The 20,616-nt window shown below is 59.8% G+C and carries 25 protein-coding genes; 19 read left to right on the top strand and 6 right to left on the bottom strand.

Annotation, left to right across the window (positions count from 1 at the left end):
* Positions 1 to 10 precede the first annotated feature (10 nt).
* The 14 genes from PDMSB3_RS36390 (at position 11) to PDMSB3_RS36325 (ending at position 7,713) form a co-directional block, all read left to right on the top strand.
* On the top strand, positions 11 to 436 hold the full coding sequence (locus tag PDMSB3_RS36390; protein WP_165189948.1) for a hypothetical protein: 426 nt from the start codon (positions 11 to 13) through the stop codon (positions 434 to 436).
* A 32-nt stretch (positions 437 to 468) separates the two neighbouring features.
* On the top strand, positions 469 to 693 hold the full coding sequence (locus PDMSB3_RS36385) for a hypothetical protein (protein ID WP_165189946.1): 225 nt from the start codon (positions 469 to 471) through the stop codon (positions 691 to 693).
* A gap of 76 nt (positions 694 to 769) precedes the next feature.
* On the top strand, positions 770 to 1,303 hold the full coding sequence (locus tag PDMSB3_RS36380) for a phospholipase D-like domain-containing protein (RefSeq protein WP_232064456.1): 534 nt from the start codon (positions 770 to 772) through the stop codon (positions 1,301 to 1,303).
* A 13-nt stretch (positions 1,304 to 1,316) separates the two neighbouring features.
* On the top strand, positions 1,317 to 1,754 hold the full coding sequence (locus tag PDMSB3_RS36375; RefSeq protein ID WP_165189944.1) for a hypothetical protein: 438 nt from the start codon (positions 1,317 to 1,319) through the stop codon (positions 1,752 to 1,754).
* Between the two features lie 683 nt (positions 1,755 to 2,437).
* Positions 2,438 to 2,638: a hypothetical protein gene (locus PDMSB3_RS36370; protein WP_165189942.1), complete on the top strand. Its 201-nt coding sequence runs from the start codon at positions 2,438 to 2,440 to the stop codon at positions 2,636 to 2,638.
* 12 nt (positions 2,639 to 2,650) lie between these two features.
* Complete coding sequence (locus PDMSB3_RS36365; protein WP_165189940.1) at positions 2,651 to 3,190, top strand: hypothetical protein; 540 nt, start codon at positions 2,651 to 2,653, stop codon at positions 3,188 to 3,190.
* Between the two features lie 93 nt (positions 3,191 to 3,283).
* On the top strand, positions 3,284 to 3,514 hold the full coding sequence (locus PDMSB3_RS36360) for a DUF3717 domain-containing protein (protein ID WP_165189938.1): 231 nt from the start codon (positions 3,284 to 3,286) through the stop codon (positions 3,512 to 3,514).
* A 12-nt stretch (positions 3,515 to 3,526) separates the two neighbouring features.
* On the top strand, positions 3,527 to 4,096 hold the full coding sequence (locus tag PDMSB3_RS36355; protein ID WP_165189936.1) for a hypothetical protein: 570 nt from the start codon (positions 3,527 to 3,529) through the stop codon (positions 4,094 to 4,096).
* Positions 4,097 to 4,108: 12 nt separating this feature from the next.
* Positions 4,109 to 4,279, top strand: coding sequence for a hypothetical protein (locus tag PDMSB3_RS36350; RefSeq protein WP_165189934.1), 171 nt, complete (start codon positions 4,109 to 4,111; stop codon positions 4,277 to 4,279).
* Positions 4,280 to 4,286: 7 nt separating this feature from the next.
* Entirely contained in the window at positions 4,287 to 4,799 is a 513-nt protein-coding gene (locus PDMSB3_RS36345) for a hypothetical protein (protein WP_165189932.1), read from the top strand.
* A 1,117-nt stretch (positions 4,800 to 5,916) separates the two neighbouring features.
* Positions 5,917 to 6,225, top strand: coding sequence for a hypothetical protein (locus PDMSB3_RS36340; protein ID WP_232064455.1), 309 nt, complete (start codon positions 5,917 to 5,919; stop codon positions 6,223 to 6,225).
* Between the two features lie 58 nt (positions 6,226 to 6,283).
* Complete coding sequence (locus PDMSB3_RS36335; RefSeq protein WP_165189928.1) at positions 6,284 to 6,484, top strand: hypothetical protein; 201 nt, start codon at positions 6,284 to 6,286, stop codon at positions 6,482 to 6,484.
* A gap of 64 nt (positions 6,485 to 6,548) precedes the next feature.
* The gene (locus PDMSB3_RS36330; protein WP_165189926.1) at positions 6,549 to 7,406 is read left to right on the top strand and encodes a hypothetical protein; all 858 of its coding nucleotides are present in this window, start codon (positions 6,549 to 6,551) and stop codon (positions 7,404 to 7,406) included.
* Positions 7,407 to 7,470: 64 nt separating this feature from the next.
* Positions 7,471 to 7,713: a hypothetical protein gene (locus PDMSB3_RS36325; RefSeq protein WP_165189924.1), complete on the top strand. Its 243-nt coding sequence runs from the start codon at positions 7,471 to 7,473 to the stop codon at positions 7,711 to 7,713.
* Positions 7,714 to 8,501: 788 nt separating this feature from the next.
* Here the strand turns inward: PDMSB3_RS36325 and PDMSB3_RS36320 are convergent.
* Entirely contained in the window at positions 8,502 to 8,831 is a 330-nt protein-coding gene (locus tag PDMSB3_RS36320; protein ID WP_165189922.1) for a hypothetical protein, read from the bottom strand.
* Positions 8,832 to 9,212: 381 nt separating this feature from the next.
* Here PDMSB3_RS36320 and PDMSB3_RS36315 point away from each other — a divergent pair, with 381 nt between their 5' ends.
* The 5 genes from PDMSB3_RS36315 to mobF are packed head-to-tail and all read left to right on the top strand — an operon-like array spanning position 9,213 to position 15,933.
* Positions 9,213 to 9,596 carry a hypothetical protein gene (locus PDMSB3_RS36315; protein WP_165189920.1) on the top strand — a complete coding sequence of 128 codons (384 nt, stop codon included), beginning with the start codon at positions 9,213 to 9,215 and terminating at the stop codon, positions 9,594 to 9,596.
* On the top strand, positions 9,580 to 9,930 hold the full coding sequence (locus PDMSB3_RS36310) for a hypothetical protein (protein ID WP_165189918.1): 351 nt from the start codon (positions 9,580 to 9,582) through the stop codon (positions 9,928 to 9,930). The genes PDMSB3_RS36315 and PDMSB3_RS36310 overlap by 17 nt, the downstream gene beginning before the upstream one ends.
* Complete coding sequence (locus PDMSB3_RS36305) at positions 9,927 to 11,981, top strand: type IV secretion system DNA-binding domain-containing protein (protein WP_165189916.1); 2,055 nt, start codon at positions 9,927 to 9,929, stop codon at positions 11,979 to 11,981. Before PDMSB3_RS36310 ends, PDMSB3_RS36305 begins: the two co-directional genes overlap by 4 nt.
* The gene (locus PDMSB3_RS36300) at positions 11,978 to 12,457 is read left to right on the top strand and encodes a hypothetical protein (RefSeq protein ID WP_165189914.1); all 480 of its coding nucleotides are present in this window, start codon (positions 11,978 to 11,980) and stop codon (positions 12,455 to 12,457) included. The genes PDMSB3_RS36305 and PDMSB3_RS36300 overlap by 4 nt, the downstream gene beginning before the upstream one ends.
* Positions 12,454 to 15,933, top strand: coding sequence for a MobF family relaxase (gene mobF / locus PDMSB3_RS36295; RefSeq protein ID WP_232064454.1), 3,480 nt, complete (start codon positions 12,454 to 12,456; stop codon positions 15,931 to 15,933). Before PDMSB3_RS36300 ends, mobF begins: the two co-directional genes overlap by 4 nt.
* A 200-nt stretch (positions 15,934 to 16,133) precedes the next feature.
* On the opposite strand, the gene PDMSB3_RS36290 is transcribed toward mobF, so the two are convergent.
* From PDMSB3_RS36290 to PDMSB3_RS36270, 5 genes are read right to left on the bottom strand one after another with little or no spacing between them, the layout of a single operon-like run.
* Entirely contained in the window at positions 16,134 to 17,042 is a 909-nt protein-coding gene (locus tag PDMSB3_RS36290; protein WP_165189912.1) for a hypothetical protein, read from the bottom strand.
* Positions 17,043 to 17,052: 10 nt separating this feature from the next.
* Positions 17,053 to 17,388 carry a hypothetical protein gene (locus PDMSB3_RS36285; RefSeq protein ID WP_165189910.1) on the bottom strand — a complete coding sequence of 112 codons (336 nt, stop codon included), beginning with the start codon at positions 17,386 to 17,388 and terminating at the stop codon, positions 17,053 to 17,055.
* 19 nt (positions 17,389 to 17,407) lie between these two features.
* A complete protein-coding gene (gene traN, locus PDMSB3_RS36280; protein WP_232064453.1) occupies positions 17,408 to 18,835 on the bottom strand; it encodes a conjugal transfer protein TraN in 1,428 nt (475 codons plus the stop codon).
* On the bottom strand, positions 18,832 to 20,118 hold the full coding sequence (locus PDMSB3_RS36275; protein WP_165189908.1) for a hypothetical protein: 1,287 nt from the start codon (positions 20,116 to 20,118) through the stop codon (positions 18,832 to 18,834). The genes traN and PDMSB3_RS36275 overlap by 4 nt, the downstream gene beginning before the upstream one ends.
* 2 nt (positions 20,119 to 20,120) lie before the next feature.
* Complete coding sequence (locus PDMSB3_RS36270; RefSeq protein WP_165189906.1) at positions 20,121 to 20,579, bottom strand: hypothetical protein; 459 nt, start codon at positions 20,577 to 20,579, stop codon at positions 20,121 to 20,123.
* Between the last annotated feature and the right edge of the window lie 37 nt (positions 20,580 to 20,616).

Here is a 20,616-nt window from a genome sequence, read left to right as displayed (position 1 = left end):
AGGAGGCTCCATGCCCACGCTTCGCTATTTCCTTGAGCTTACAAGCGCGCAGCGCGCGACAGCCAGTTCGTTGACCGCTAACGGCACGCCCGAAGCGCAGTGCTACGTCCTAGGCGCATCAGGGGAGATCGTCCGCGCCGTCGAATTGAAACCGCTATTCGCGACAGGTGCACTGGCTGCAGGCGAGACGGTCCGGGCACAGCTGGCCAGCGTCGGTCGATCGGAGCTTGAGTTTGCCTTGCGACACGCCACTGGTGACTGGTCTGAGATGACCGCTGACGAGCAGGCTCGAAACATGATCGCGATCGAGCAGGGCGGGGCGGTCCTGTCACGCTTTGAACTTCGCGCGAATCACAGCGTGTATGTCATGACCAACCCCCAGCGCAGCGCGACCACCATTGTTGCGGGCGTTTCACGCCCCGCCGAGTTCGACTAGCCAGCGCTTGCAGCCGTCAGTCAGGAGGAGCCATGTCCAAAGCCCTGCGCATTTCAGTTCAAGCCTTTGCGGATCTGTCCGATAACGAGCTGTCGGACGTGATCGGTGAAGCCTGCGAGCGTTCACGCATCGAGAACCGCATGTACAGCGAAACAGAGCGTGATGCCCATCGCGCCCGCAAACGACGGGCGGCAGACCGCGAACGTGACCAGGCCAACCGCGGCCGCGCAGCGCCGCAGTCGGTTCACGCTGCATAACCACAGGATTACATCAGCCATGAAAGTACGATTTACCTTCGCTTGCATCCTTGCGGCCCTTGCATGCCGCACTGCGATGGCGTCCGCCAGCTGGGCCGAACTGGTTGAGCAGTCCGTTCAGACGCACTCGGCAACAGCGCCAACAGGTCGTGAGAACTGGCATGCCTTCTCGCCCGACGGCATCGGCATGCCAATGGTGATGTACGGCGTGTATTCCGCCCGCCAGTCTATCCATATGCTCGCTTACGTCCTGACATACAGACCGCTGCTCCAGGCGCTCGCACAGAGGGCGCGAGACGGGGTCGCAGTGTCCGTGGTTGTCGACTACAAGGAGAACATTGCAAACGACCGGGACGGCTACATTCGGCGAGGCCTCGCCTACCTCGCGAAATCCGGTGCGACGGTATGCGCGAACGACCAGTTCAAAATGCTGCACGACAAGACGATAATTTTGGACGGCCGCCATGTCCAGACGGGAAGCATCAACTACACGCAGGCCGGTGCACAGACGAACAGCGAAGACGCCGTGATCGAATGGAACGACCTCGCCGGCGCAGCGGCCTTCGAACAGCATTTCCAGTCGCGCCTTGCGACGTGCCGGCCGATCTGAACGAGGTACAAGCATGGCATCGCTCTGCAGCGAGTTTTCGCCACACCAGCCCCAGCTACCGGTTGATCTGCCGCCGGCACTCAACACCGCCGTCATCATTGCGCAGGTGCTTTCCGCGCGTGTGCTGAACGGTCTTCCGGTCCGTCCGACGCAATGGACTACGCTGGGCATTCGCGTGACCGAGTGGCGCGGCCTGCTGGCCGACACCCAACTTTGTCACGACCGGCCGACACGCAGCCATCTGAACGTGCTGACGCAGCTGATGCAAGCCATCCTCGAGGCACACTGCAACGGGGCCGACGCCGGCGCCGACGTCTGGCTCGAGCTGCAGCCGATGGTCCACGCGGCGAACGATCACCTGCAGCGCTTTCCAATGCGGATCCGTAAGGGCTCGTCGTTGCGTCGGCACAGCGCGGCTGTGGCAGGTTCGACCCAGTCTGTTGACCGATGACCGTTTCATAGACTGCCGGTATATCCCGGGCGCGTACAGATCCTCAGTCTGTCCGCGCTTTTTTACGTCCACTTCCTTCGGCGTCGAGGCATGCCTGCGTCCCGGCTGCAGATCGACGAGCAGCAAAGGCAAGAACGAAGAGTCGAGGGGCATTTCCGGGCGATGCCCGGAAACCGCTATGGCGTGCTCCGCTCGCGTTGCGAGCTGCGCATCGAGCCCCTGGCGGGTCTCGACCCTTCGGGCTTTCAGCGCTTGCCTTTCGGCTGACGCCGACCAAAAGGGACTGCGTCCCTTCTGGACATCCAATCCCCTGGAATGATGCGAACTGCGTTCGCATGAAGGGCGCTCGCCGCGCGGCGTTTTTGCCCTCGCGCGGAATCCGGCCACCGCGGGCCAGCCCCCTTAGTTCGTCGTCCTTGTTCGCGACAGTAGGCCACCGCGCTACGTCGTCAAGGCCCGTTCGGGACCGAGTCCTCGCCCTACGGGCTGCGGGCCGCACCACTCCCTCTCTTTTCGCCTTGACGCCTTCGCGCGGCAGCCTCCTTTTGTCGCGGGACGACGAACTAAGGGGACTGGCGGCAGCACGGTAGCAGCTGCCGATCGGGCAAAAACCACCCCTACGAAGGGACTCGGAATCTTGGGTCCCGGTCAGCCTGAAACCCTTAACACCAAAAGGAACGCACATGAAATTCAATCTTCTTCGCCGCATCGCCGCTCACTTTCTCGGTTGCGAGGAAACCGCACAGATCAGCGTGCTGCATACGTGGCGACGTGAAGAAGATGACGTGCGCGCCGTGCGCCTCGAAACGCTGGTTGATGGCGTGACAAAGCGCGTGACCCTGTACCGCCACGCGCCGGGCAGCTGGTCCCCGATGCCGCTCTAAGGAGATAAACAGATGAGCACCTTCGCTAATTCCCTCAAAGCCCGCACTCACTGGGCGCTGCACCGCGTCAGCGTGGTCGCAGGCGATGACAAGACAGCAGCAACGGAATTGCGCCGGGCGCTTGACTACGCCAGGCGCGGCGGGAAGGCGGGTGGCTGGGACGACGAGGACATGTCGTGTCCCGCACTTTTGGCCGACGTCCAGCCGCTTCGTGATGCGTTCATGGATGCATTTGAGGCAGTTCGCGGACGGCGCAGGAAGTTGCGCACGCAGGAGGGTATCGCGGCGGAGCTTGATGCGATGGCCGCAGAGGCGAACCGAGGCTGCGGCCAATCGTACGAATTGTTCACTAGCCGGTTTTCAGACTCTGTGGATGGCTTGCTCGATGAACTCGAATCACCATTTCGGACTGTCGCCCTGGAACTGGCGAAGGGGAGCGGATACGCGACGCCAGAGGAGCGCGAGGAGATGCAACAGGAGATCGCGGCGTCAGGGGGATGCTCCCTTACTGGCATTGATCCGTGGTGCTGTCCGTGCGGGCGGCACGAATAGAAGTGGTTCGCGAAACCCAAGCTTTGCTTTGGCCGCGAGACGGCCGGAGCAGCGATTGACCAAACCCTGCAGAACGACCAACTGGAGCCTGACATGCCGCAAGTCGCCATTGAGCAGATCGAGCGCGCGATCAACATCTGGCGCGCGCGCTGTCCCGCGCCGGAGGGCGGGAATGAGTGCCCCATTCTGTGCGCGGAGGCCCGCGCGCTCGCCGACGTCTACGCATTGATGATTATCGGCCGCAAGTCCGAAATCGACGCCTCGACGTTCACGCCCAAACAAGCAGCCGCATTCACCGCCGCACTCGGCAACCACAAAGCCTGAGAGAGTCCGAATATGAAAATCGCCTGCACCTTGCAACACGAAACCATTTCTGACAAGGACCGGGCTGGCCGCCCGTATACTCTGGCTCTCACCCATTACCGTGAAGCGGAGACCGGCCAACTGATTCGCACCCGGGGCCGAGTCATTAACGCCATGAGCGCACCGAACCCGACGCCCAGCGCAACCGCTGAGGAAGACAGGCCGCAGCCCGCAACGAGCCAGGCTAATTTCTCCGAAACGGGCGTATACCTTGACTCACAGCAGAACCCGGCGTTCCGGCTGTCCTTTGGTTGGAGTCAATACGCAGCAAAGACCACGGAGGTACTGGCCGTTGGTGAGAGTGGTGTTTGCGTCATCGCTCTGACGCCTGCGCAGTTCGACGCCGAATTCACTGCATCCAGTGTTCCCGAGCGGATCGCTGCACACGCATTGAACAGCCTTGCGCGCGAAAGGGGAATTACGCGCGAGGCTCGACATGCTCTGCTTTTCCATCGGAATGCGCCTGCGTGGCGGTTGCGACTCTCGGTGTATGAGCTTGCCGCGCGGGCTTTCGTGCATCGCCTATATACGAACTTCTTTTGAGGCCACTCGCCCATGACTTTCTACACCTACGAGGACGCGTGCGAAGGCACTATTACGCGCGCAGAAGCCGAAGCCGAAATAGCCAAACACGACTGCGAGGGCGGGTTTAAGGCTTTTCTTGCGGAGGTCGGCGACCGCGCGGAATACCTTGGTAAGGAAGTTCTCGACTGGCTTGGTTATTGAGGCAATCATGAGATTCAATCCCGTCTTCGATCCGGAACAGTTGCACGACTCGCTTACCGGAGCGCCGCTCGCAGGCGTCGCGCCTGCGGAACTCTTCCGCTGCGCGCGGTGCACCGCGACGTACCGGGCAGATAGCGTGCAGTCCCTGCGCAATGAAAACGGCGGCGCATGCGTCGCATGCTCTGCTGTCGGCACCGTTAAATCGGTCCTTGACCAGCCGGACGCAACAGACAGCGCAGTCCTGGCGGCTAAGGTCTACGCCAGCCGATCCGGCATCAAATTGATCGCCAAGGCGGCCAAAGCAGGGGAACCTGACTTGTTGGCCGGAAACGAACGAGCAGTATTTTTGCTCAAAGACCTGAGCGGCGCGGTCCTGGCTGAAGTCGCGCCGCAGGACACGTGGACACATGAGGCGCTGTTCGCACTGGTCGATAGCAGGGCAACTATCCAGCACGTCGCGCAAAGTGGCGGCGCTGATGCGTATCTTGGCAGCGTTTGGATAGGCGGGACAGAAGTCTAGGAGCGAAGGTCCGCCATGCGGGCCTTTTTCCTTGCAGCAGCAATTTCGATGGCGGTCGTATCCAGCCGGACCGGGGCACGCAGCGCGCCAGGCGTTTGCCTGTCACGCTACGTGCAAGCGTCCCGCTCCGGAATCAGAGAAGGTACGCTCTAGGGGCTTCGCCCCGGCGCTGGCCACCCAACAGTGCCGCAAGCGGCATGAATGGAACGCAACCCGCTGACGCGGGATGACGGCGGGTCCCGCGTCGTCGTCAACCCTGGCGGATACAGCGTGAATTGGACCTGGCGCGCGGCTAGGCGTCGACACCTGTATTGCACGCAATTGCCTGGCTCCAGGCTCCCTGTAGCAGCCGTTGCCCATCGCCGTTTCCGTTTTAAGCGCGATCGCCAGTTCGACGGCCCGACAAATTCGACCTTGTTGCGGCCCGCGGCCGCAACAACCAGGTGCGCGTACTCGTCGGTTTTCCGCTGGTAGCTGTCGGTCGATCGCTCTTGAATCACGCGGAATTGGCGTCAAGGTCTATGGCTTCCGCAAGCGTGCCGCCGACACCATACGCATCAAGAGCAAATGCACAAACGAAGAGTCGAGGGGCATTTCCGGGCGATGCCCGGAAACCGCTATGGCGTGCTCCGCTCGCGTTGCGAGCTGCGCATCGAGCCCCTGGCGGGTCTCGACCCTTCGGGCTTTCAGCGCTTGCCTTTCGGCTGACGCCGACCAAAAGGGACTGCGTCCCTTCTGGACATCCAATGCCCTGGAGTGATGCGAACTTCGTTCGCATGAAGGGCGCTCGCCGCGCGGCGTTGTTACCCTCGCGCGGAATCCGGCCACCGCGGGCCAGCCCCCTTAGTTCGTCGTCCTTGTTCGCGACAGTAGGCCACCGCGCTACGTCGTCAAGGCCCGTTCGGGACCGAGTCCTCGCCCTGCGGGCTGCGGGCCGCACCACTCCCTCTCTTTTCGCCTTGACGCCTTCGCGCGGCAGCCTCCTTTTGTCGCGGGACGACGAACTAAGGGGACTGGCGGCAGCACGGTAGCAGCTGCCGATCGGGCAAAAACCACCCCTACGAAGGGACTCGGAATCTTGGGTCCCGGTCAGCTAAACACCAAACTGGAGAAACTGATGCTCTTGACCGAAAAGCGGCATACCCGGTGCCGGACCCTTCGCGGGAGAGTCCTGAATACCACCCGCTACGCGCGAATGCTGCGCGAATGGCCCCGGCAGGACGCCAATGCAACGCGCATCAATCAGCATCGCAGTGCCCCGAAAAATGGTCTCGCGGTCCGCATTGAATACATGAGCGGACGCTGGGTCTTCCGACCGGTGCGCGACGAAGGCCACGCACAGCGCGTCGTGCGCCGGACAGGTCTCGCTAGAACCATGCGGCTCTCTCAGCCGGTCAAGATGATCCGCTCGATCGCCCACCTCTGACAGCGTGCGCGCCCCGCTAATTGGGCGCAACAACACGATTTAGTAACGCACGATGACCATGAAAAATACCCTTCTCCGCCGCATCGCCGCTCACCTTCTCGGTGCAGATATTTCCGCGACGTTCCACGTGCTGCACACGTGGCGCCGCCCGGAGGATGACGTGCGCGCCGTGCGTCTGGAAGCGCTGGTTGATGGCGTGAAAAAGCGCGTGACGCTCTACCGTCACACCCCCGGCACCTGGTCCACGATGCCCCTCTAAGCAACAGCGCGGCGCTGGCGAAACCGGACAGCGCCGACCCAAACCGGACCAACTGGAGACCGACATGAGCCGTATCGAATCCCCTTCAGCGTTGCATCGCGCCGACAAACGATCCGCGCATTGGACACTGAACATGCTCAACCCTAGCGCAGCGGAACTGCTGCGCAGTGCGGAATACGTTTGCAGTCTCGACGAGTCGTTGCCTGACTACACCGCGATCCACTATCACCGGAACTCGAAGCATGTGAATGCGACGATTTATCCGATTTCTGTGCTTCGGGCGCGCGGGGCGTTCCTTGCCGAATTGGCGAAGTCGGCTGGATGCCGGGATGCGTGGGATCAGCGCTACGCGGCGCGCGTCGCAGGGTCGCGCCTCGCCGAGTACACCTCCGCACTCGTTGGGGCAGAAAACCTACAGGGAGCTTGGTCAACGCTCGACCTTGCAAGCGTAACCGATCGCCCCTTGATCGTTCGGGGCATCATTGAAGGCTATCGCGACTGGCAAAATTCGTGCTACAGCGAGGACGAGGAGCGCTTTCCAGGAGGCGAGGAAGCACGCGCTAACACAAAGGCCAGGGCTCAGCGCCTGCAGCAGTTAATCAGCTTCCTTGCGCTTCGCCGTGCACTTTCGAAGATGGCACCGACTGAGCGCAACAGTGCATTTTCACTTGCACTCGCTGCGCGGGTTGCGTGGGCGAATTCTTCGATTGCGCTGACCGCCAGCGAAGGGAAGGCTTGCTTAAAGGCAACGGATTACGCCGACGAAGCGTCCGCGCTTGCCTATCACCTGGGGACGCTCTCCGAACCAGATGCCATGATGCCGGAACTGGTCTCGGATGTCGCGGAACTGATCCAGGCGTGGAGCGATGGATTCGGAAGTTACCCGATGTCCAGCTATGCGCGAGATGCAGTTACGGTATGACCTCGCGCAAGGACCGGCGGGGTGCCGGTCCGTGGTGAATACATTTGCCCCCGGAGAAAGGTCTATGTCAAGCGCGTTCGATCTGCAATTACTTGCCCGCACGGAGCTTGCGCGTTTCAGGTGCAGCTTAGGCAACGAGCACCTGTACGACGCTCAGGCTCTAGCCTATGAGAGCGGTCATCGAGGGGATAGGGCGACCGACTTTATCAGGCGGGAACCAGTGCTTAAATCCGCTTTTGAAGTCGGACAGACTGACGGACTGCTGGATCGACTGGCCGACGAAGCAATTGCCAAGATGCCGTTCTAGCCGCATCGTCAGGCGGCCAGAAATTGCGCATGCGAAAAAATCACGGCGCTCTGACTTGCCGTGCGCCGAGCGCAGCAGGCGACCCTGAGCCGACAGGGTGCCAACCCGATCACCGCGATAGGTGTGACCATCGGACCGCGGCGTGTGCCGGGTGGCTTCTGCGCTTCGCTCCAAAGCCACCCGGCACACGCCGCTTCAGCACTCGCGATTTTGAGCAATGCATTGCTCAAAATAGGTTCGTCCGATCTGCCTCCCGGCGCTTGCGCGCCGCTCGCCAGATCTACCGCACGAGTAGCCGCTGCGCGCCGCATTGCGATGCAATGCCCGGCACTCGCGTTTCCACGCTCAGGAGCGCCTTGCGCTCCATCTCCTACCAACCCCGACGAAACACTCCCCGCCACGCATGCGTGATATTCCCGTCATGCATGGTCTGTCGAGGCCGAGCCGAAAAGCCGCACTCCAGCTTCCGGCTGTACCAGTCCGGAAGCGAGATTTAGTGTGACTTCGCTCCGGCTCCGCTGTCGCCGCGCTTCGCGATGGTGAAATGGAAACCGCGCCCGGCCGTTACGGTCATGGCTCTCGCCATTCCCTAAACGACCGGGCGCGGTTAGTGGACCGCTCGGGCTGTCGCTACTGGACGTCCCGCACTTACCACAAGCCCCACCGCACCCCGCTTTGCCGAGTTGTCCACAACAAACAGCGTTGTGGACAACTCTCGCGGCGTCCGGCTCTTGCGATTCAGGGAGAATCGCGGCCGTCCGTGCGGTGCCGTGGATTTGTGGAAACTGCTATGCCGCTTGGGCTGCGGGCTGCTGTTGAACAGACGCGCCTTTATCGGCGGCCGGCGACTCGCTTGCACTCGACGCGGCCATACCGACAAGCGCTTTCAACTTCGGCAAGACTTTTCGCCACTGCTCGACATCAACTGTATCGAGACGCTCAGCTTTGAACAGATCGGAAATCGCCTTTCGGTTCTTTTCAAGGTTTTCCTTTTCTTCACGCCGCGCCTGTTCTTTCAGTGTTGCGAGGTTCCTCTCAGCTTCGGCGATTCTCTCACTGATAGACACTGCCGGTCGGCGGCCGCGGGGCTTCTTCGTTTGTTCAGATTGTGTGGTCATTTGAGTTCTCCTATAGTGACAGTGGAGTTGGGAAATTCCGGTCTCCGTGCGCCGAAGCATCATGGCTTTTTCACGCGAAAATTGCAATTCCCGGAATTTCCCTACGGGGGCCGTCCTCGCCTTTTCTCCTATTCGAGCGGCAGTGGAAAAGTCAAAGCCGCCCCAACCAAGAGCACACACATTACTCACGTAACGTGAACACGTCAAAACCATCGCAAGCGCATGTTTTAACGGTATAATTTGCGTTAACACGTACCTATAAAGACAAAGACCAAAAGCAGACAAGAAGAAAAGAAAAGTTCAATAGAATCAGTTAGTAGTGCAGCGTTAACAATTGTTTACGCTGGTAGGCAAAACATCTCACTTTGCATCGGGGGCTCAATGCGAGAAAACGTGGTCGCCACTCGTCTGGATGACGACAGTAACGAGCAATTCACGGCGCTTGCTCGCTCGAAGGGAATGACTAAATCAGCGCTCGCGCATATGTTTATCCTGGATGGTATTGCGCAATTTGACCGGCGGAATGACGCGCTGCTAGATCGCGTCGAGGCATTGATTAATCTGGTTACGAAATCCAATGTTCTCGCCGCAAGCGCCGTGGTGTCAGCGGCACTTCCGCCTGGAGTTGGCGGAACGCTGGATGACGCAATCAAGGCGCAAATGCGGACTCACATCGCGGAGGCCGTGAGACTTGGCCATAACATCAGTTCGACGTACGACAAAGGCACCTTCAGGCCGGGAGGCGACAATGTTCCTTCCAATTGAAGTGCAGTCAGTCAACAACGCGGGGCAGTTGAAGGCCGGAGAGTATGCCGTCCACTGCGCCGTCTACGCCTCGCCTGATCAGAAATCGACGGTTCTGCACTATGAGTACAAGCGTGCCGGTTTGGCTGATGCGGAGGCCTGCGACGTACTGTTCATTGACGGAGCCGGCGCGGTCAGAGTGTGCGATTTCATTCGCATGCCAGATCGCAGCTGGCGCGATAGCTTCGGCGCGCGTGCTGATTCCCTGCTGGCCTTACTTCCTCCAGAAATAGCCGAATACCGGTTAGTGGACGAGCGTGCATTGCCTTCGCAGATCGTGGGAGACCCCAAGTGAAAGATAAAGTCATTTCCGACGCGGGAGCGGGCCGGGCGCTATTCCTTACCCGGATGAAGCTGACGTTGCATGCGGTTTCCATGGCGTTGTGGGCTGGTGCACTGCCGGGCTTGCTTGTTCCTCTGGTTCTCTGGCTTAGCTGCCTTTCACCGAAGGACGTAGACCTGGTCAAGGAGAATATCGTCTCTCACATGGTCAGCGATACGACGCCACGGAAATGGAAAATCCGGGACGAGGCGGGCGTGAGGAAGGTGTTGACGGTTGTGCGAGCGGACGGCAGTGAAGTTCAGTTGCTAACCCCAGCACAATTTCGGAGTGTCACGCAGTCGCTTTCACGTCCGATTACGGTTTTCGGCTACGTTGTGCTGGCTAGTCTGGTGACGGCAGTTCTGGGTTATATGTCGATCTGGTGGTCCCTGAGTCGGGTCGGGAAGAACGCTCGCGAGAATAAGCGCATCGACGGCGCGAAGGATCTGGTTGAGCCAAAAGAGCTTTCGGCACTGGTGCGCAAGGAGGAGCCGGGTTCTTACCGGGTTCTGGATGTCGCGTTACCGCGCAGCGCCCTGATGCAGGGGGTTCTGTTTCAGGGTGCGCAGGGCACCGGGAAGTCGCTCGGGATGCATGACCTGATGTTGCAGGCATTCGCGCGCAAGCGGAAGTGCGTGATCTATGACCCAAGCGGCGAGTACTTCCGCGCGTACTATCGCCCAGGAAAGGACCATTTTTTCAATCCGGCGTTGCTCGGGTCGGTGCCGTGGTCGATCTTTGCTGAGCTTGTCTACGCCTACGATGCAAATACGCTGGCGCAGGCATTTCTGCCGCCGAAGGCCGGCGTCGTGCACGGGGCAAGCGCATTCTTCGAGGACGCGGCGCGTGCGCTGTTCTCTGTGATTCTTCTGCGTCTCGCGCAACGCGGCGCGCAGCATACCCGCCTCATTGCGGACGCGTTTCTGGATATGCCCGACGACGAAATGGACTTGCTGATCAAGAAATCGGTTGCAAGCTCTGCGGTCGGCGGGGACTCGAAGGGGCAGCGTCAAGGCGTTATCAGTTCGATTGCGATTTACCTTGATGGCATTGCTGCCGTCCAGGAGGGTACGTGGTCTATTCGGGATTTTATCGACGCTGATGACGATGCGCGTTTCTTTATTCTCAGCACGGACGACACCGAGGCGATGTTCACGCCGCTGTATCGCTTATTGCTGACCGTCTCCTTCGCAGTGATCGCCGCCAAGCAGGAGATCGTGCACGAGGACAAGTATTTCTATTTCCTCGACGAGGTCGCCAAGCTGGGCGATATCAAGCTTGACGAAGTACAGGCAGAGCTGCGGAAGTATGGTGTTTGCGTCGCAGCGGGGATACAGAGTGATAAACAGCTCGTTACGTCCATGGGTCAGGATCGCGGGGAAACCGTCCTCAACTGCTTTAACACGGTCGTCATGCTGCGTGCCAACGAGCCGAACACGGCCAAACGCATGGCTGACCGGCTTGGGAAACGGGATATGGCGGTCGTTGGAAACGGTCAGGCGCTTGCCGTAACTGATTGGCGGGACGGCGGTACGCTGAATCAGAACGAACAGGAAAAATGGCTGGTGCACCCGGCGAAAATCGGGCAAATGAAGAACTGCACGGCCTATATCCGCCTGCCCGGGGACTATCCCGCAACATTCGTGGATTACCGGAACTGGTTGCCGCGGTGGTATCGACCCTGGCCGCGCGTCGCTCGTTTCAAGGCAATCCAGCCGACGCCCCCGCGTGACGAGAAATTCCGGGTGGTCCGCGCCGAGGGTCAGGATGCGCTTGCGAGCGTGCGGGCCGAAGCCGAGCTGCAGCGCGCGGAGGCCGCACGGCTCGCAGAGGAGGAAAAGCGGGCCGACGCTGCCCGCGCAGCTGAGGCGAAAGAAGCCATCGAACGGGACGGCATCTGGGTCGTGAAGGACATGGAGACCGGCGAGCTTGAAGAGACCTACGGCTTTGAGGGCGGGAATTCGTCCGGCCGGGGAAAACGGACAGAAAAGGCGTCAGCGGATGAGGGGGGGCTTTTTCAATGAAATCGCTATTTATCAAATGGCTGGTGATTACCGGCGGTCTGCTGGTTGCAGTGTTCTGCTTCCTGTCCCATGAGATCTGGACCATCGGCTCAGAGTGGGTTTCGTCCGCTGATGCCGGTCAGCCGACTCTGCTTGATTCCGATTTAGGATCGGTGCGGGAGGTCAAGTTTGTTGACGAGAGCGCCAGTATTGCGCAGGTCAGGGTCACCAAGTTGGCCGTCGTTTCTCACAGCGGCAACAGTGCAACGGTCGGCATTAAATTGGCCAGCAGCGCACCGACTCAGGTGTATCCGAGTCTGCGCATTTTCATGAAATCGGGTGACCGGATCAATCGCACGGTGGTGCTTGGTCCTACGCAATACGCGCATGGGAGCAATCTGACGGACGAGGAGGTTCGGATTCCCCTGACGCTGGAGGCCGGTGAAACCGGCTTCACGGCGGAAGCGATTTCGGCCGCTGCGGGAGACGTCAAATGATTTCGATGACGCACATTTCCGGGTCTGGAGTAGGGAACGCCGCGCGCTATCACGATAAATCCTTCACTCAGGACGCGGGCCAGAAAGCAGACAATTATTACGTGAACGAGAAGGCGTCTGCGCATTGGGAAGGGCGTGGAGCTGAACTGCTTGGTATCAAAGGTAAGGAGGTCGAGCGGGAGCATTTCGTCAATTTTCTGAACGGCAAGCTGGTCAACCCGGTAACAGGCGAACTTCAGGATCTGGCGGACAACAGCAAGGGCGAGGATCGACGGGCGGGCATGGACTTCACGATTGCGCCGTCAAAGAGCGTTTCCATCGCTGGACTTGTCGGCAAGGACGATCGCGTAGTGGCCGCGCATCTGCAAGCCAACGCGCGCGCGATGGCTTGGCTTGAAAAGCACGCAGCTGTTATTCGCGTCAAGGACGAGAATGGACGCAACAAGCCGGTCCTCGCCAAGAATCTGCTTTACGCGACGGTCATGCATGAGACCAATCGCGAGAATGAGCCGCAGATCCACAGTCACAACGTAATCGTGTCGGCAGTCTTTGATGAGAAAAACCAGAAATGGCGCAGCCTCACGAATGACCAGATGCTCAACCTTCGATCAAAGGCCGACGTCATCTACAAGGCCGAGCTGGCGAAGGGTTTGAAGCAGGCAGGTTACGAGCTGGAATATGCGACCAATGGCGTGGACTTTGAGATCAAGGGTTTCACGGCGGAGCATATAGAGACGTATGCGACGCGCAAGGCTCAGATCAAGGAAGCGCTGATAAAACGTGGGATCGAACCTGGTGACGCCAGTTTTGATGCGCGTCAGACCGCAGCCCTGGACAGCCGTTCGGCGAAGCATGAGCTGCCGCGTGACGCACTCCAGGCTATCTGGCAGGAAACCGGCCGTGACGCTGGATTTAACATCGAAAGCATCGTGAATGCGGCGCGTGAGAGGTCCGGTCAGTCAACCGTCGAACGCTCGATCGACGGTGCCCGGGTGCCGGAAAATAGCCAGCAACAGACAGGCGAACAGACAGCTGAACGTTCGGGCGCGACCAGTGCACGCGACGTGGAAGAGGTGGATCGAAAGGCCGCGCTGCGGGCAGTTTCATGGGCGGTCGAGCACATGTCTGAGCGCGAGCAGGCATTCAGTCTGGCCGATCTCGAGGTGACGGCGGTGAAGTTCAGCCGCGGCGGTATTGATGACGTCGACTGGGCCGTGGCCCAGCATGTAAAGAACCACCTGATTGTCGAACGCGGCACCGCCCCCGACGGCTCGTTGCTGTATACCACGCACAAGGCGATCGACAGCGAAATGCGGCTCGTCGAGAACATCCGCGCCGGTATGGGGAAGAACCATGTCGTTCTGACTGATCGCGCAGAGTTTGAGGCTGCGATCAAAGCTTTCGAAGCGAAGAAGGAGTTGGAGACCGGAGCGCCGTTCAAACTGTCCAGGGAGCAGGTCACGGCAGCGCGTAACGTGCTGATGCACCTCGATTCCATTCAAGGTATCCAGGGGGAGGCCGGAACCGGCAAGACCGCAGCGCTCGCCATGGTGAACGATGTTGCGAATGCGAAAGGCTGGAATGTCATCGGCGTGGCGACATCGGCGGCCGCGGCAAAGGAACTGGAGGCGGCCAGCGGAATCAAGAGCGACACGGTTGCCGGATACTTTGCCGCGCGCGACACGCGGATCAAGGCGACCGAGCTGCGCCTCGAGGAGCTACGCGCGGCGATGAGCGCGGACACAAAGATCAGGGAAACAGACACTTCCCGGCTTGAGACACGCCGGCTCACAGTCGACGGCGCGGACATCGAATACGGTGAGCATCGTTACACGTTCGACCACCAGCGCGGCGAGGTGTTCAAATCGCCCGACGATTTCCGCAACGCGGTCGGCGCAATGTTGACAGATCTGGCCAACCGCCATCGCGATGTCGCCGTGGACCCCAGTGAGCGCGCTAACACCTTTGCCGGACGTGTCGTCGCCGGCGCGATGAACGTTGCCGTCGACGCCGCGGAGTCACTGGGGCGTCGCTGGATGACGTTCGAACAGGTCGGCACGGTGGAAGCGGTTGCGGCGCGCAATACGCTATACCTGGAAAAAGAAGGAGGCGGCGGCGAACTCCGGCGCGAGTACGAGACGAAGCAGGCCGAGCTGGCCAACCTCAAGCGCTTTGGTAACGCAGAAGGCCGCAAGACACTGATCGTGATGGACGAGTCGTCGCTAACGGGCGCGTTCGACACCGAGAAAATCTCCAACCTCGCGCGCGAAATCGGCGCGCGCGTGGTTTTTCAGGGGGACATCAAACAGCATGGGAGCGTGGCCGCCGGCAAGGCGTTCGAGCAGGCACAGAATTCCGGCATGCACGTTTCGGTCCTGGAGGAAACGCGTCGTTTCGACAAGGCGACTGCCCAAACCAAGCAGGCGTTACATGATATGAAGGCTGGTCGCTATTCGCAGGCGGTCGGCAGGCTGGACACCCTGGAGGTCGAGAACGACGAGCTGGCCAAGGCAGTGGCGATCCGGTATCTCAGCAACATGGAAGAACTGAAGGGGCGTGGCCTTGAACAGCCGAAGGTGGGCGTCGTAGCCATCACGAACAACGACCGGAAGGCGATCAATAGCGAGATTCATAGCCTTCTCGCCAGCAACGGACTCATTTCGGCGACGTCGTTCACCAAGGAACACCTGGATGACCCGAAGCTGACAAAGGCGGAGCAGACGCAAGCGGTGATGTTGCGTGAGAAGCTGGTCGACACATTGATCTTCCGCAAGACGTATCGGGAGATCGGCGTTGAAAAGGGCGACGTACTTTCGGTGCTGGGTTACGACGCGACAGCCAACCGGATCATCGCCAAGAACGCAGTCGGACAGGAGATAACGATCAATCCACAGCGGCAGGACTTCTTTTCCCCGGCCAAGCGGGAAGATCGTGAATATGCGGTCGGTGACCGTGTCGAAACGCGCGCCATTATCCGACTGCCGGAGCAGGAGCTGCAACGCATTTCGAACGGTACGGCCGGCGTGATTACGGAGATTGACGGGCAAGGCGCCAAGGTCAGATGGTCGCGGGACGGCCGTGAATCCTACCTGAAAAACGACGACCTTCGTTTTATCGACCATGCGTACGCCCACACCTCGTACAAGGAGCAGGGGGCGACTAACGATCGTGAGATCATTGCCGTTAGCGCGACCGGCGCGAAGGTCTTCAACCGGCTCGCGGCCTACGTCGCCGCGTCGCGGGCGAAGGACAATACCGAGATCGTAACATCGGACCTGACGACACTCCGAAGGAATGCCGGTCAGGAAGTTGAGAAAACGACGGCCGTCGACTTCACCCACGACGCGAAACGGGATCGTTCATCCGGCCGGGAACAGGCGCGCGAGCAGTCGCACACCAGGCAGCGCGATCAGGCGGGGAACCAGCAGACGAAGGCAGAAAAGGTCAAGGACAGAGGGCGGACCCTGGAGCTGTAATCGGCGACTCTTTCGAGTACTTCAAGACAGACGGCCCGCGATTGCGGGCCGTTTGTCTTTTACGCGCGGCAGGCCGCGTTTAGTGGTGCTGCGTCAAGCTTACGATGGCTGCGATCCCGATCGCAACGAATGCTAGCCACGTGATCCAGCTCGTCTTCTTGGCAAACTTCTGGCGGCCCGTGAGGTCCGTAGAGGTGTTTTCATTTTTCATCAGATGCCTCCTTTTGGCATTTTCCATCAGCTACACATGCGTCCCACATGGCGACGCGTTTTTGAAAATCATCCTTACGCGATTGCTCGATCGCTTCCGGCGTTGTGTCCGCGCCCGTTGCCGAGACGATCGCCTTGATCAATGCTTCCTGCTCTGCCTGCGGGGTTTTGTCGGTCTTGTACGCAATCACGATCTCGCCGGCAACGTCGGATTTGAATTCGATTCGCCGGACGTCAATCGCCTTGTAGGTCGCCGGATCCAGAGCCGGCAATGGCGTCGGCGTCAATGCTGCTCGTGCAGGCCGCGGGATATTGCCGATGTCTTCGGCAAGGCCTGAGTTGGCCATAACCTGTGCGCCGGTCGCCGCGCCAAGTGCATGCGCCGGTATCAGAAGCGACCCAAGCGAAAGTACATTGCCGAAAAAATTGCGCAGGCGCACGCTGCCGGGCAGCGTGCGAGGGTCCCCCTGGCGTAAGACGAACTTCTCGTAATAGTCGGCCTGCGTTTTGGCGAAGCTCGCGTAGTCGGCAGGACTCAATGCGCTCGCGTCGAGAACGTGAAACAGATATGGGTCGTTGCGGACGAGCTTCGTATCCTTTTCTTTGAGTGTTGATTCAACGCCAAGCGTTACGGGATTGTCGCTGACGCCCTGAAGAAGGAGCGGGCTGCCGCGATACCGTGTTCCGTCCAGAACCACGTCGTACGAGACGCGTCGCTCGCGAACCGAATCGAGCGTGGATTCCAGCGTGGAGGTATCGCCCGACCACATGTCGACAGGTCTCACGACGATGATATGCGCGCTCTCCGTGTCGATCTCGACGGGCTGGGCCTGCACCTCGGTTGAACCGAGCGACGCAATTGCGAAAGCGATTGAGGCGACGAGTCGGTTGTGTTTCATCGCGTATTCCTTAGCCCTTGACATTCAGCGTGTGCTTGAGCGCGTCGCATGCGGCTGCTTGCGTTGCGAACGCCCCAACGCTTTCTTTCAGCGTCGCATTTTCTGGCTGAAGCAGTTTTACCTGATCGCGCAGGGACGCCAGTTCAGCCTTGTCGTCGCTGCTTGCCTTGTTTAGCGCGTCGACACGCTTGTCCAGGGCAGTAAGCTTGTCGGACTGTAGCTTGTTCTGCTTTTCCAGCGTTTGCTTGTTCAGGTACAGCAGCGCAGACGAGCCGAGCGACGCGATCAGCGCGGCGACGCCAAGCACCATAAGGACTTTGCGGAGGATGATTTTGGCCTTGTTCATGTTCTTGTATTCGAGTTGGTTAATAGGAGGGAAGAACGGAGGACGTGCCCGACTGTGACGAGCCCGTTCCTTTGCTTTGCTCAATGGGCTGGTAATTGCCGCTGATGTTTTTAGGCAGGTTCGACAGGGCCTGCTGTTCCATCTGGTCTGTGAATGCGCTGAAGTCGATCTTGGTAAAGTCAATCGCGCTGATCTGCGCCGGCGTCAATCCCCCACATCCGGCGAGCGGAAGCCCCAGTTGTGTCTTGCCCTGAATGTTGATGATCTCAGACAGCAACGAATTGAAAGAGCAGTATTCCTCGACGTACTGGACGCAGCTGCCCAGCACGCTTTTGGCGCAGGTCGTATCGATATAGGTGCTCAGGTTAGATCCTTTGTGAAGTGCAAGCAACTGCTCCGCCTGCGAGCACTTGGAAAGACCCTCGATAACCTGAATGGCAACCATCGCTGCAAATACGTAAGGATTAAAGGCAAGGTAGCCGTTTGAACCAAACGACGCAATCTGCATGTTTGCGCCGAACAGACCGGCCGACATCGACCCTGTCCCCACCGTGAAGCCATACGCGCCGACCGAGAGCCCGTTTGTGGCAAGGCTCGTCCCCAAGGTGCCTCCACCATCCGCCGCATTCAGCGAAAACGCGGTGGTGAAGTTTTCCGTCAGCGCCGACGTGAAGAGCCCATTGGTGTACATGGCGTCGAAGACGTACGGCGACGCCATGTCGATCGCCTTCTCGCCGGCATACTTCGCTACCGAGGCTGCCGCACCGATGGCCAACGACATCGTTGCGGAATTTGTCGATCCACCGGGCGTGCTCTTGCAGCAGTTCTGGATTCCCTCGTACCCTTTGCGGCAACTCTCAGACACGCCAGAGAAGATGCCATTCAGCTTGGAGGCATACGTCTGGCCTTCACCGGCAATCTCCAGCCCTAACGCACCGCGAATAAAGGAATCGTTGTTGTTCGGCGGTTTCGTGAACGATGACGTGTCAAACAGGCCACTACTGCAGTTTGTCTGCTGCGCGGTTTGCTGTGCCTGCGTCTGGCATTTATAGGTGTATTGCCACTCGTTGCATTGCCCTGTTTCGGGGGTCGTGTCGACGCACGTGCTCGCCGTGACACCACAGGCGGAGTTGTTCCGGTACTGGGCGCACGTGTCCGTCACGGTGCCCGTGCAGGCGTAATGGTACGAATACTGCCAGCAGGCATACGGCACCTGCAATGCGCCTGACGGCAGCGACGCAGTGCTAAGGCAAACCTGCTGGCCATTCGAATCAGTCTTGCAGGGCGTAGCGTCGGCGCAGCTCTGTGAGCCAGGCACCTGCGAGCATGCGCCGGCCGCGTAGGTCTGCGCTTCAGCATGGCGCGGAAACGCGACCGCGCACATCAGGATCAGCATGCACACAGCAGCCGTCTTCATGAATCTCACATACGCGAAGAGGTTATTCATTGCTGTGGGACTCCTAGCGAAACGCCCGCGCTCTTCTCGTATGTGACACACGTGTCCGTCCAGCTGGTAGCGACAGTTTTCTGGATGCAGCCCGTTCCATTGAGCGTCTGGCCACTCGGGCAGCTGTAGGTCGTCGTCGACGAGGTCGTACTGGACGACACGCATGTTGCACCTTGGAGAGATCCGCCGCTCGGACAGGTCATTGTGGTGCCGACGACGTTGGTTTGCGTGCAGGCAGACCCGTTCCAGCTGTAGCCGTTCGGGCACGACTGCAGCGGCAGGTAGTCACCGAGACACGTGCCCCCTAGCGAGAAAACAATCGCCTCAAGCGGCATGCCGGCGTAGGAAGCCGGGCAACCATTGCTAAATTGTGGCGCAAGGCACAGCATCGTGCCGGTGTTCGTGTAATTCGCAGTCGTGCCTGACGGGCAATAGGGCGTTCCCTGCAACTGGTTGTACTGCACGCACTGGTTCACGTTGTTCTGGATGTAACCGTCGGGGCAGCTAATGGTCGGATTGTAGGTGATCGTGTGTACACAGACGTTCCCCTGCAAGGTGCCGCCATCAGGACAATTCTGAGTGGAAAGCGCCTGGCTGATCGTGTTGGTGACGGTCGTATTCAAATACTGCGAGCACGCGTTGTCTTCCTCATCGGTCGAGACGATGCACGTGTTATTGGCATACTGCGCCGGTGTCGTCACCACGGTGGAGGTCGAGCAGGTCTGTGAGAGCACGTTACCCGCAGTGTTGCCGAGATTGAGCGTGCCCGTGAACATCGGATCTGTAGGCGTGACCTGATTTCCATACCCGAACTGTGACTGACCAGCGCCATAGGTGCCCGCGCAATTGGCAGATGTGCCGTGAGCCGTACCGGTCTTGCCTAACACGGACTGCTCGCCAGTGGTCGCCTGCATACACTGGTTATTCAGGAAGTTGACAGCCGCACAGTCCTGATTCTTGTACTCGTCACTCCCGGGCACATAGCTCGCACAGTCGATCATTGTCTGATTGCCCATTGCCGCCAGGCTGCCGCTACGTGCCGTGCTCAGTAGTGTCGAATCGGTATTCGGATTCGAGAACCCGGCGAGGCCGGCCGGCACGGTGCTGGGCGTACTCGTCTGGCCGGCCCAGGCGCTCGACACTCCCGAAGGATTCACGATCTGTGACGGGGAGGTAGGGGCGAGGGTTTTTGCAAACGACGTCCCGTTTGCCAGATCGCTTGCACTCTGCGCGTACGCAAAGTGCACCGCAATCATGAAAAGAAGGGGGAGCAAACGTCTCATTGCTATTCTCCCCGCGTGGCCGCGGACGAGCCGCCTTGCTGTTGCCGAACCATTTTTGCCGCCTGCTCAGGCGACATGCTGCCCGCAGCAAGCGCGGCCTGAATCGCCGCAGCGACTTCAGGGGTGTCAACCGGTGCTGACCGATCTGCGCACTGGCTATTGGAAAGAACAAGCTTGTCCGGCTCGCCTTTGCACATGCGAAGCGGAGGGTCGCCGTTGTCGCAGATGTTGAGCTGGCCGCCCATGTCAGGCCACGCCAGATTCGCGCTGGGTTGCCCGATCACGTAGGCTACACGCCCACAGCGCGGCTGTTGCTTGAACGTGAGAATGCGCGACGCATAGATCATGAGCGGCCCGTCGCTTCCGGTCTTCTTCTTGACGGCCGCGATAACGGCTGCGTACTGGCCGTTATCGTCGAGCGGGGCGCTCGCGGAACCGCTTGTGACGGCGTCGGTCAGCACGCTCTTGGGCGATGCGTCGTCAGCGTAACTAATTCCC

The organism is Paraburkholderia dioscoreae, from assembly GCF_902459535.1.
In the GTDB taxonomy this organism is placed as follows: domain Bacteria; phylum Pseudomonadota; class Gammaproteobacteria; order Burkholderiales; family Burkholderiaceae; genus Paraburkholderia; species Paraburkholderia dioscoreae.
Note: the sequence above shows the minus strand (reverse complement) of the source record. Positions and strands in the feature narration are given on the sequence as shown.

What these genes read in the sequence shown, in the direction of transcription:
- PDMSB3_RS36390 (WP_165189948.1), top strand. Translation starts at nt 11, where the DNA reads ATGCCCACGCTTCGCTATTTCCTTGAGCTTACAAGCGCGCAGCGCGCG.
- PDMSB3_RS36385 (WP_165189946.1), top strand. Translation starts at nt 469, where the DNA reads ATGTCCAAAGCCCTGCGCATTTCAGTTCAAGCCTTTGCGGATCTGTCC.
- PDMSB3_RS36380 (WP_232064456.1), top strand. Translation starts at nt 770, where the DNA reads ATGGCGTCCGCCAGCTGGGCCGAACTGGTTGAGCAGTCCGTTCAGACG.
- PDMSB3_RS36375 (WP_165189944.1), top strand. Translation starts at nt 1,317, where the DNA reads ATGGCATCGCTCTGCAGCGAGTTTTCGCCACACCAGCCCCAGCTACCG.
- PDMSB3_RS36370 (WP_165189942.1), top strand. Translation starts at nt 2,438, where the DNA reads ATGAAATTCAATCTTCTTCGCCGCATCGCCGCTCACTTTCTCGGTTGC.
- PDMSB3_RS36365 (WP_165189940.1), top strand. Translation starts at nt 2,651, where the DNA reads ATGAGCACCTTCGCTAATTCCCTCAAAGCCCGCACTCACTGGGCGCTG.
- PDMSB3_RS36360 (WP_165189938.1), top strand. Translation starts at nt 3,284, where the DNA reads ATGCCGCAAGTCGCCATTGAGCAGATCGAGCGCGCGATCAACATCTGG.
- PDMSB3_RS36355 (WP_165189936.1), top strand. Translation starts at nt 3,527, where the DNA reads ATGAAAATCGCCTGCACCTTGCAACACGAAACCATTTCTGACAAGGAC.
- PDMSB3_RS36350 (WP_165189934.1), top strand. Translation starts at nt 4,109, where the DNA reads ATGACTTTCTACACCTACGAGGACGCGTGCGAAGGCACTATTACGCGC.
- PDMSB3_RS36345 (WP_165189932.1), top strand. Translation starts at nt 4,287, where the DNA reads ATGAGATTCAATCCCGTCTTCGATCCGGAACAGTTGCACGACTCGCTT.
- PDMSB3_RS36340 (WP_232064455.1), top strand. Translation starts at nt 5,917, where the DNA reads ATGCTCTTGACCGAAAAGCGGCATACCCGGTGCCGGACCCTTCGCGGG.
- PDMSB3_RS36335 (WP_165189928.1), top strand. Translation starts at nt 6,284, where the DNA reads ATGAAAAATACCCTTCTCCGCCGCATCGCCGCTCACCTTCTCGGTGCA.
- PDMSB3_RS36330 (WP_165189926.1), top strand. Translation starts at nt 6,549, where the DNA reads ATGAGCCGTATCGAATCCCCTTCAGCGTTGCATCGCGCCGACAAACGA.
- PDMSB3_RS36325 (WP_165189924.1), top strand. Translation starts at nt 7,471, where the DNA reads ATGTCAAGCGCGTTCGATCTGCAATTACTTGCCCGCACGGAGCTTGCG.
- PDMSB3_RS36320 (WP_165189922.1), bottom strand. Translation starts at nt 8,831, where the DNA reads ATGACCACACAATCTGAACAAACGAAGAAGCCCCGCGGCCGCCGACCG.
- PDMSB3_RS36315 (WP_165189920.1), top strand. Translation starts at nt 9,213, where the DNA reads ATGCGAGAAAACGTGGTCGCCACTCGTCTGGATGACGACAGTAACGAG.
- PDMSB3_RS36310 (WP_165189918.1), top strand. Translation starts at nt 9,580, where the DNA reads ATGTTCCTTCCAATTGAAGTGCAGTCAGTCAACAACGCGGGGCAGTTG.
- PDMSB3_RS36300 (WP_165189914.1), top strand. Translation starts at nt 11,978, where the DNA reads ATGAAATCGCTATTTATCAAATGGCTGGTGATTACCGGCGGTCTGCTG.
- mobF (WP_232064454.1), top strand. Translation starts at nt 12,454, where the DNA reads ATGATTTCGATGACGCACATTTCCGGGTCTGGAGTAGGGAACGCCGCG.
- PDMSB3_RS36290 (WP_165189912.1), bottom strand. Translation starts at nt 17,042, where the DNA reads ATGAAACACAACCGACTCGTCGCCTCAATCGCTTTCGCAATTGCGTCG.
- PDMSB3_RS36285 (WP_165189910.1), bottom strand. Translation starts at nt 17,388, where the DNA reads ATGAACAAGGCCAAAATCATCCTCCGCAAAGTCCTTATGGTGCTTGGC.
- traN (WP_232064453.1), bottom strand. Translation starts at nt 18,835, where the DNA reads ATGAATAACCTCTTCGCGTATGTGAGATTCATGAAGACGGCTGCTGTG.
- PDMSB3_RS36275 (WP_165189908.1), bottom strand. Translation starts at nt 20,118, where the DNA reads ATGAGACGTTTGCTCCCCCTTCTTTTCATGATTGCGGTGCACTTTGCG.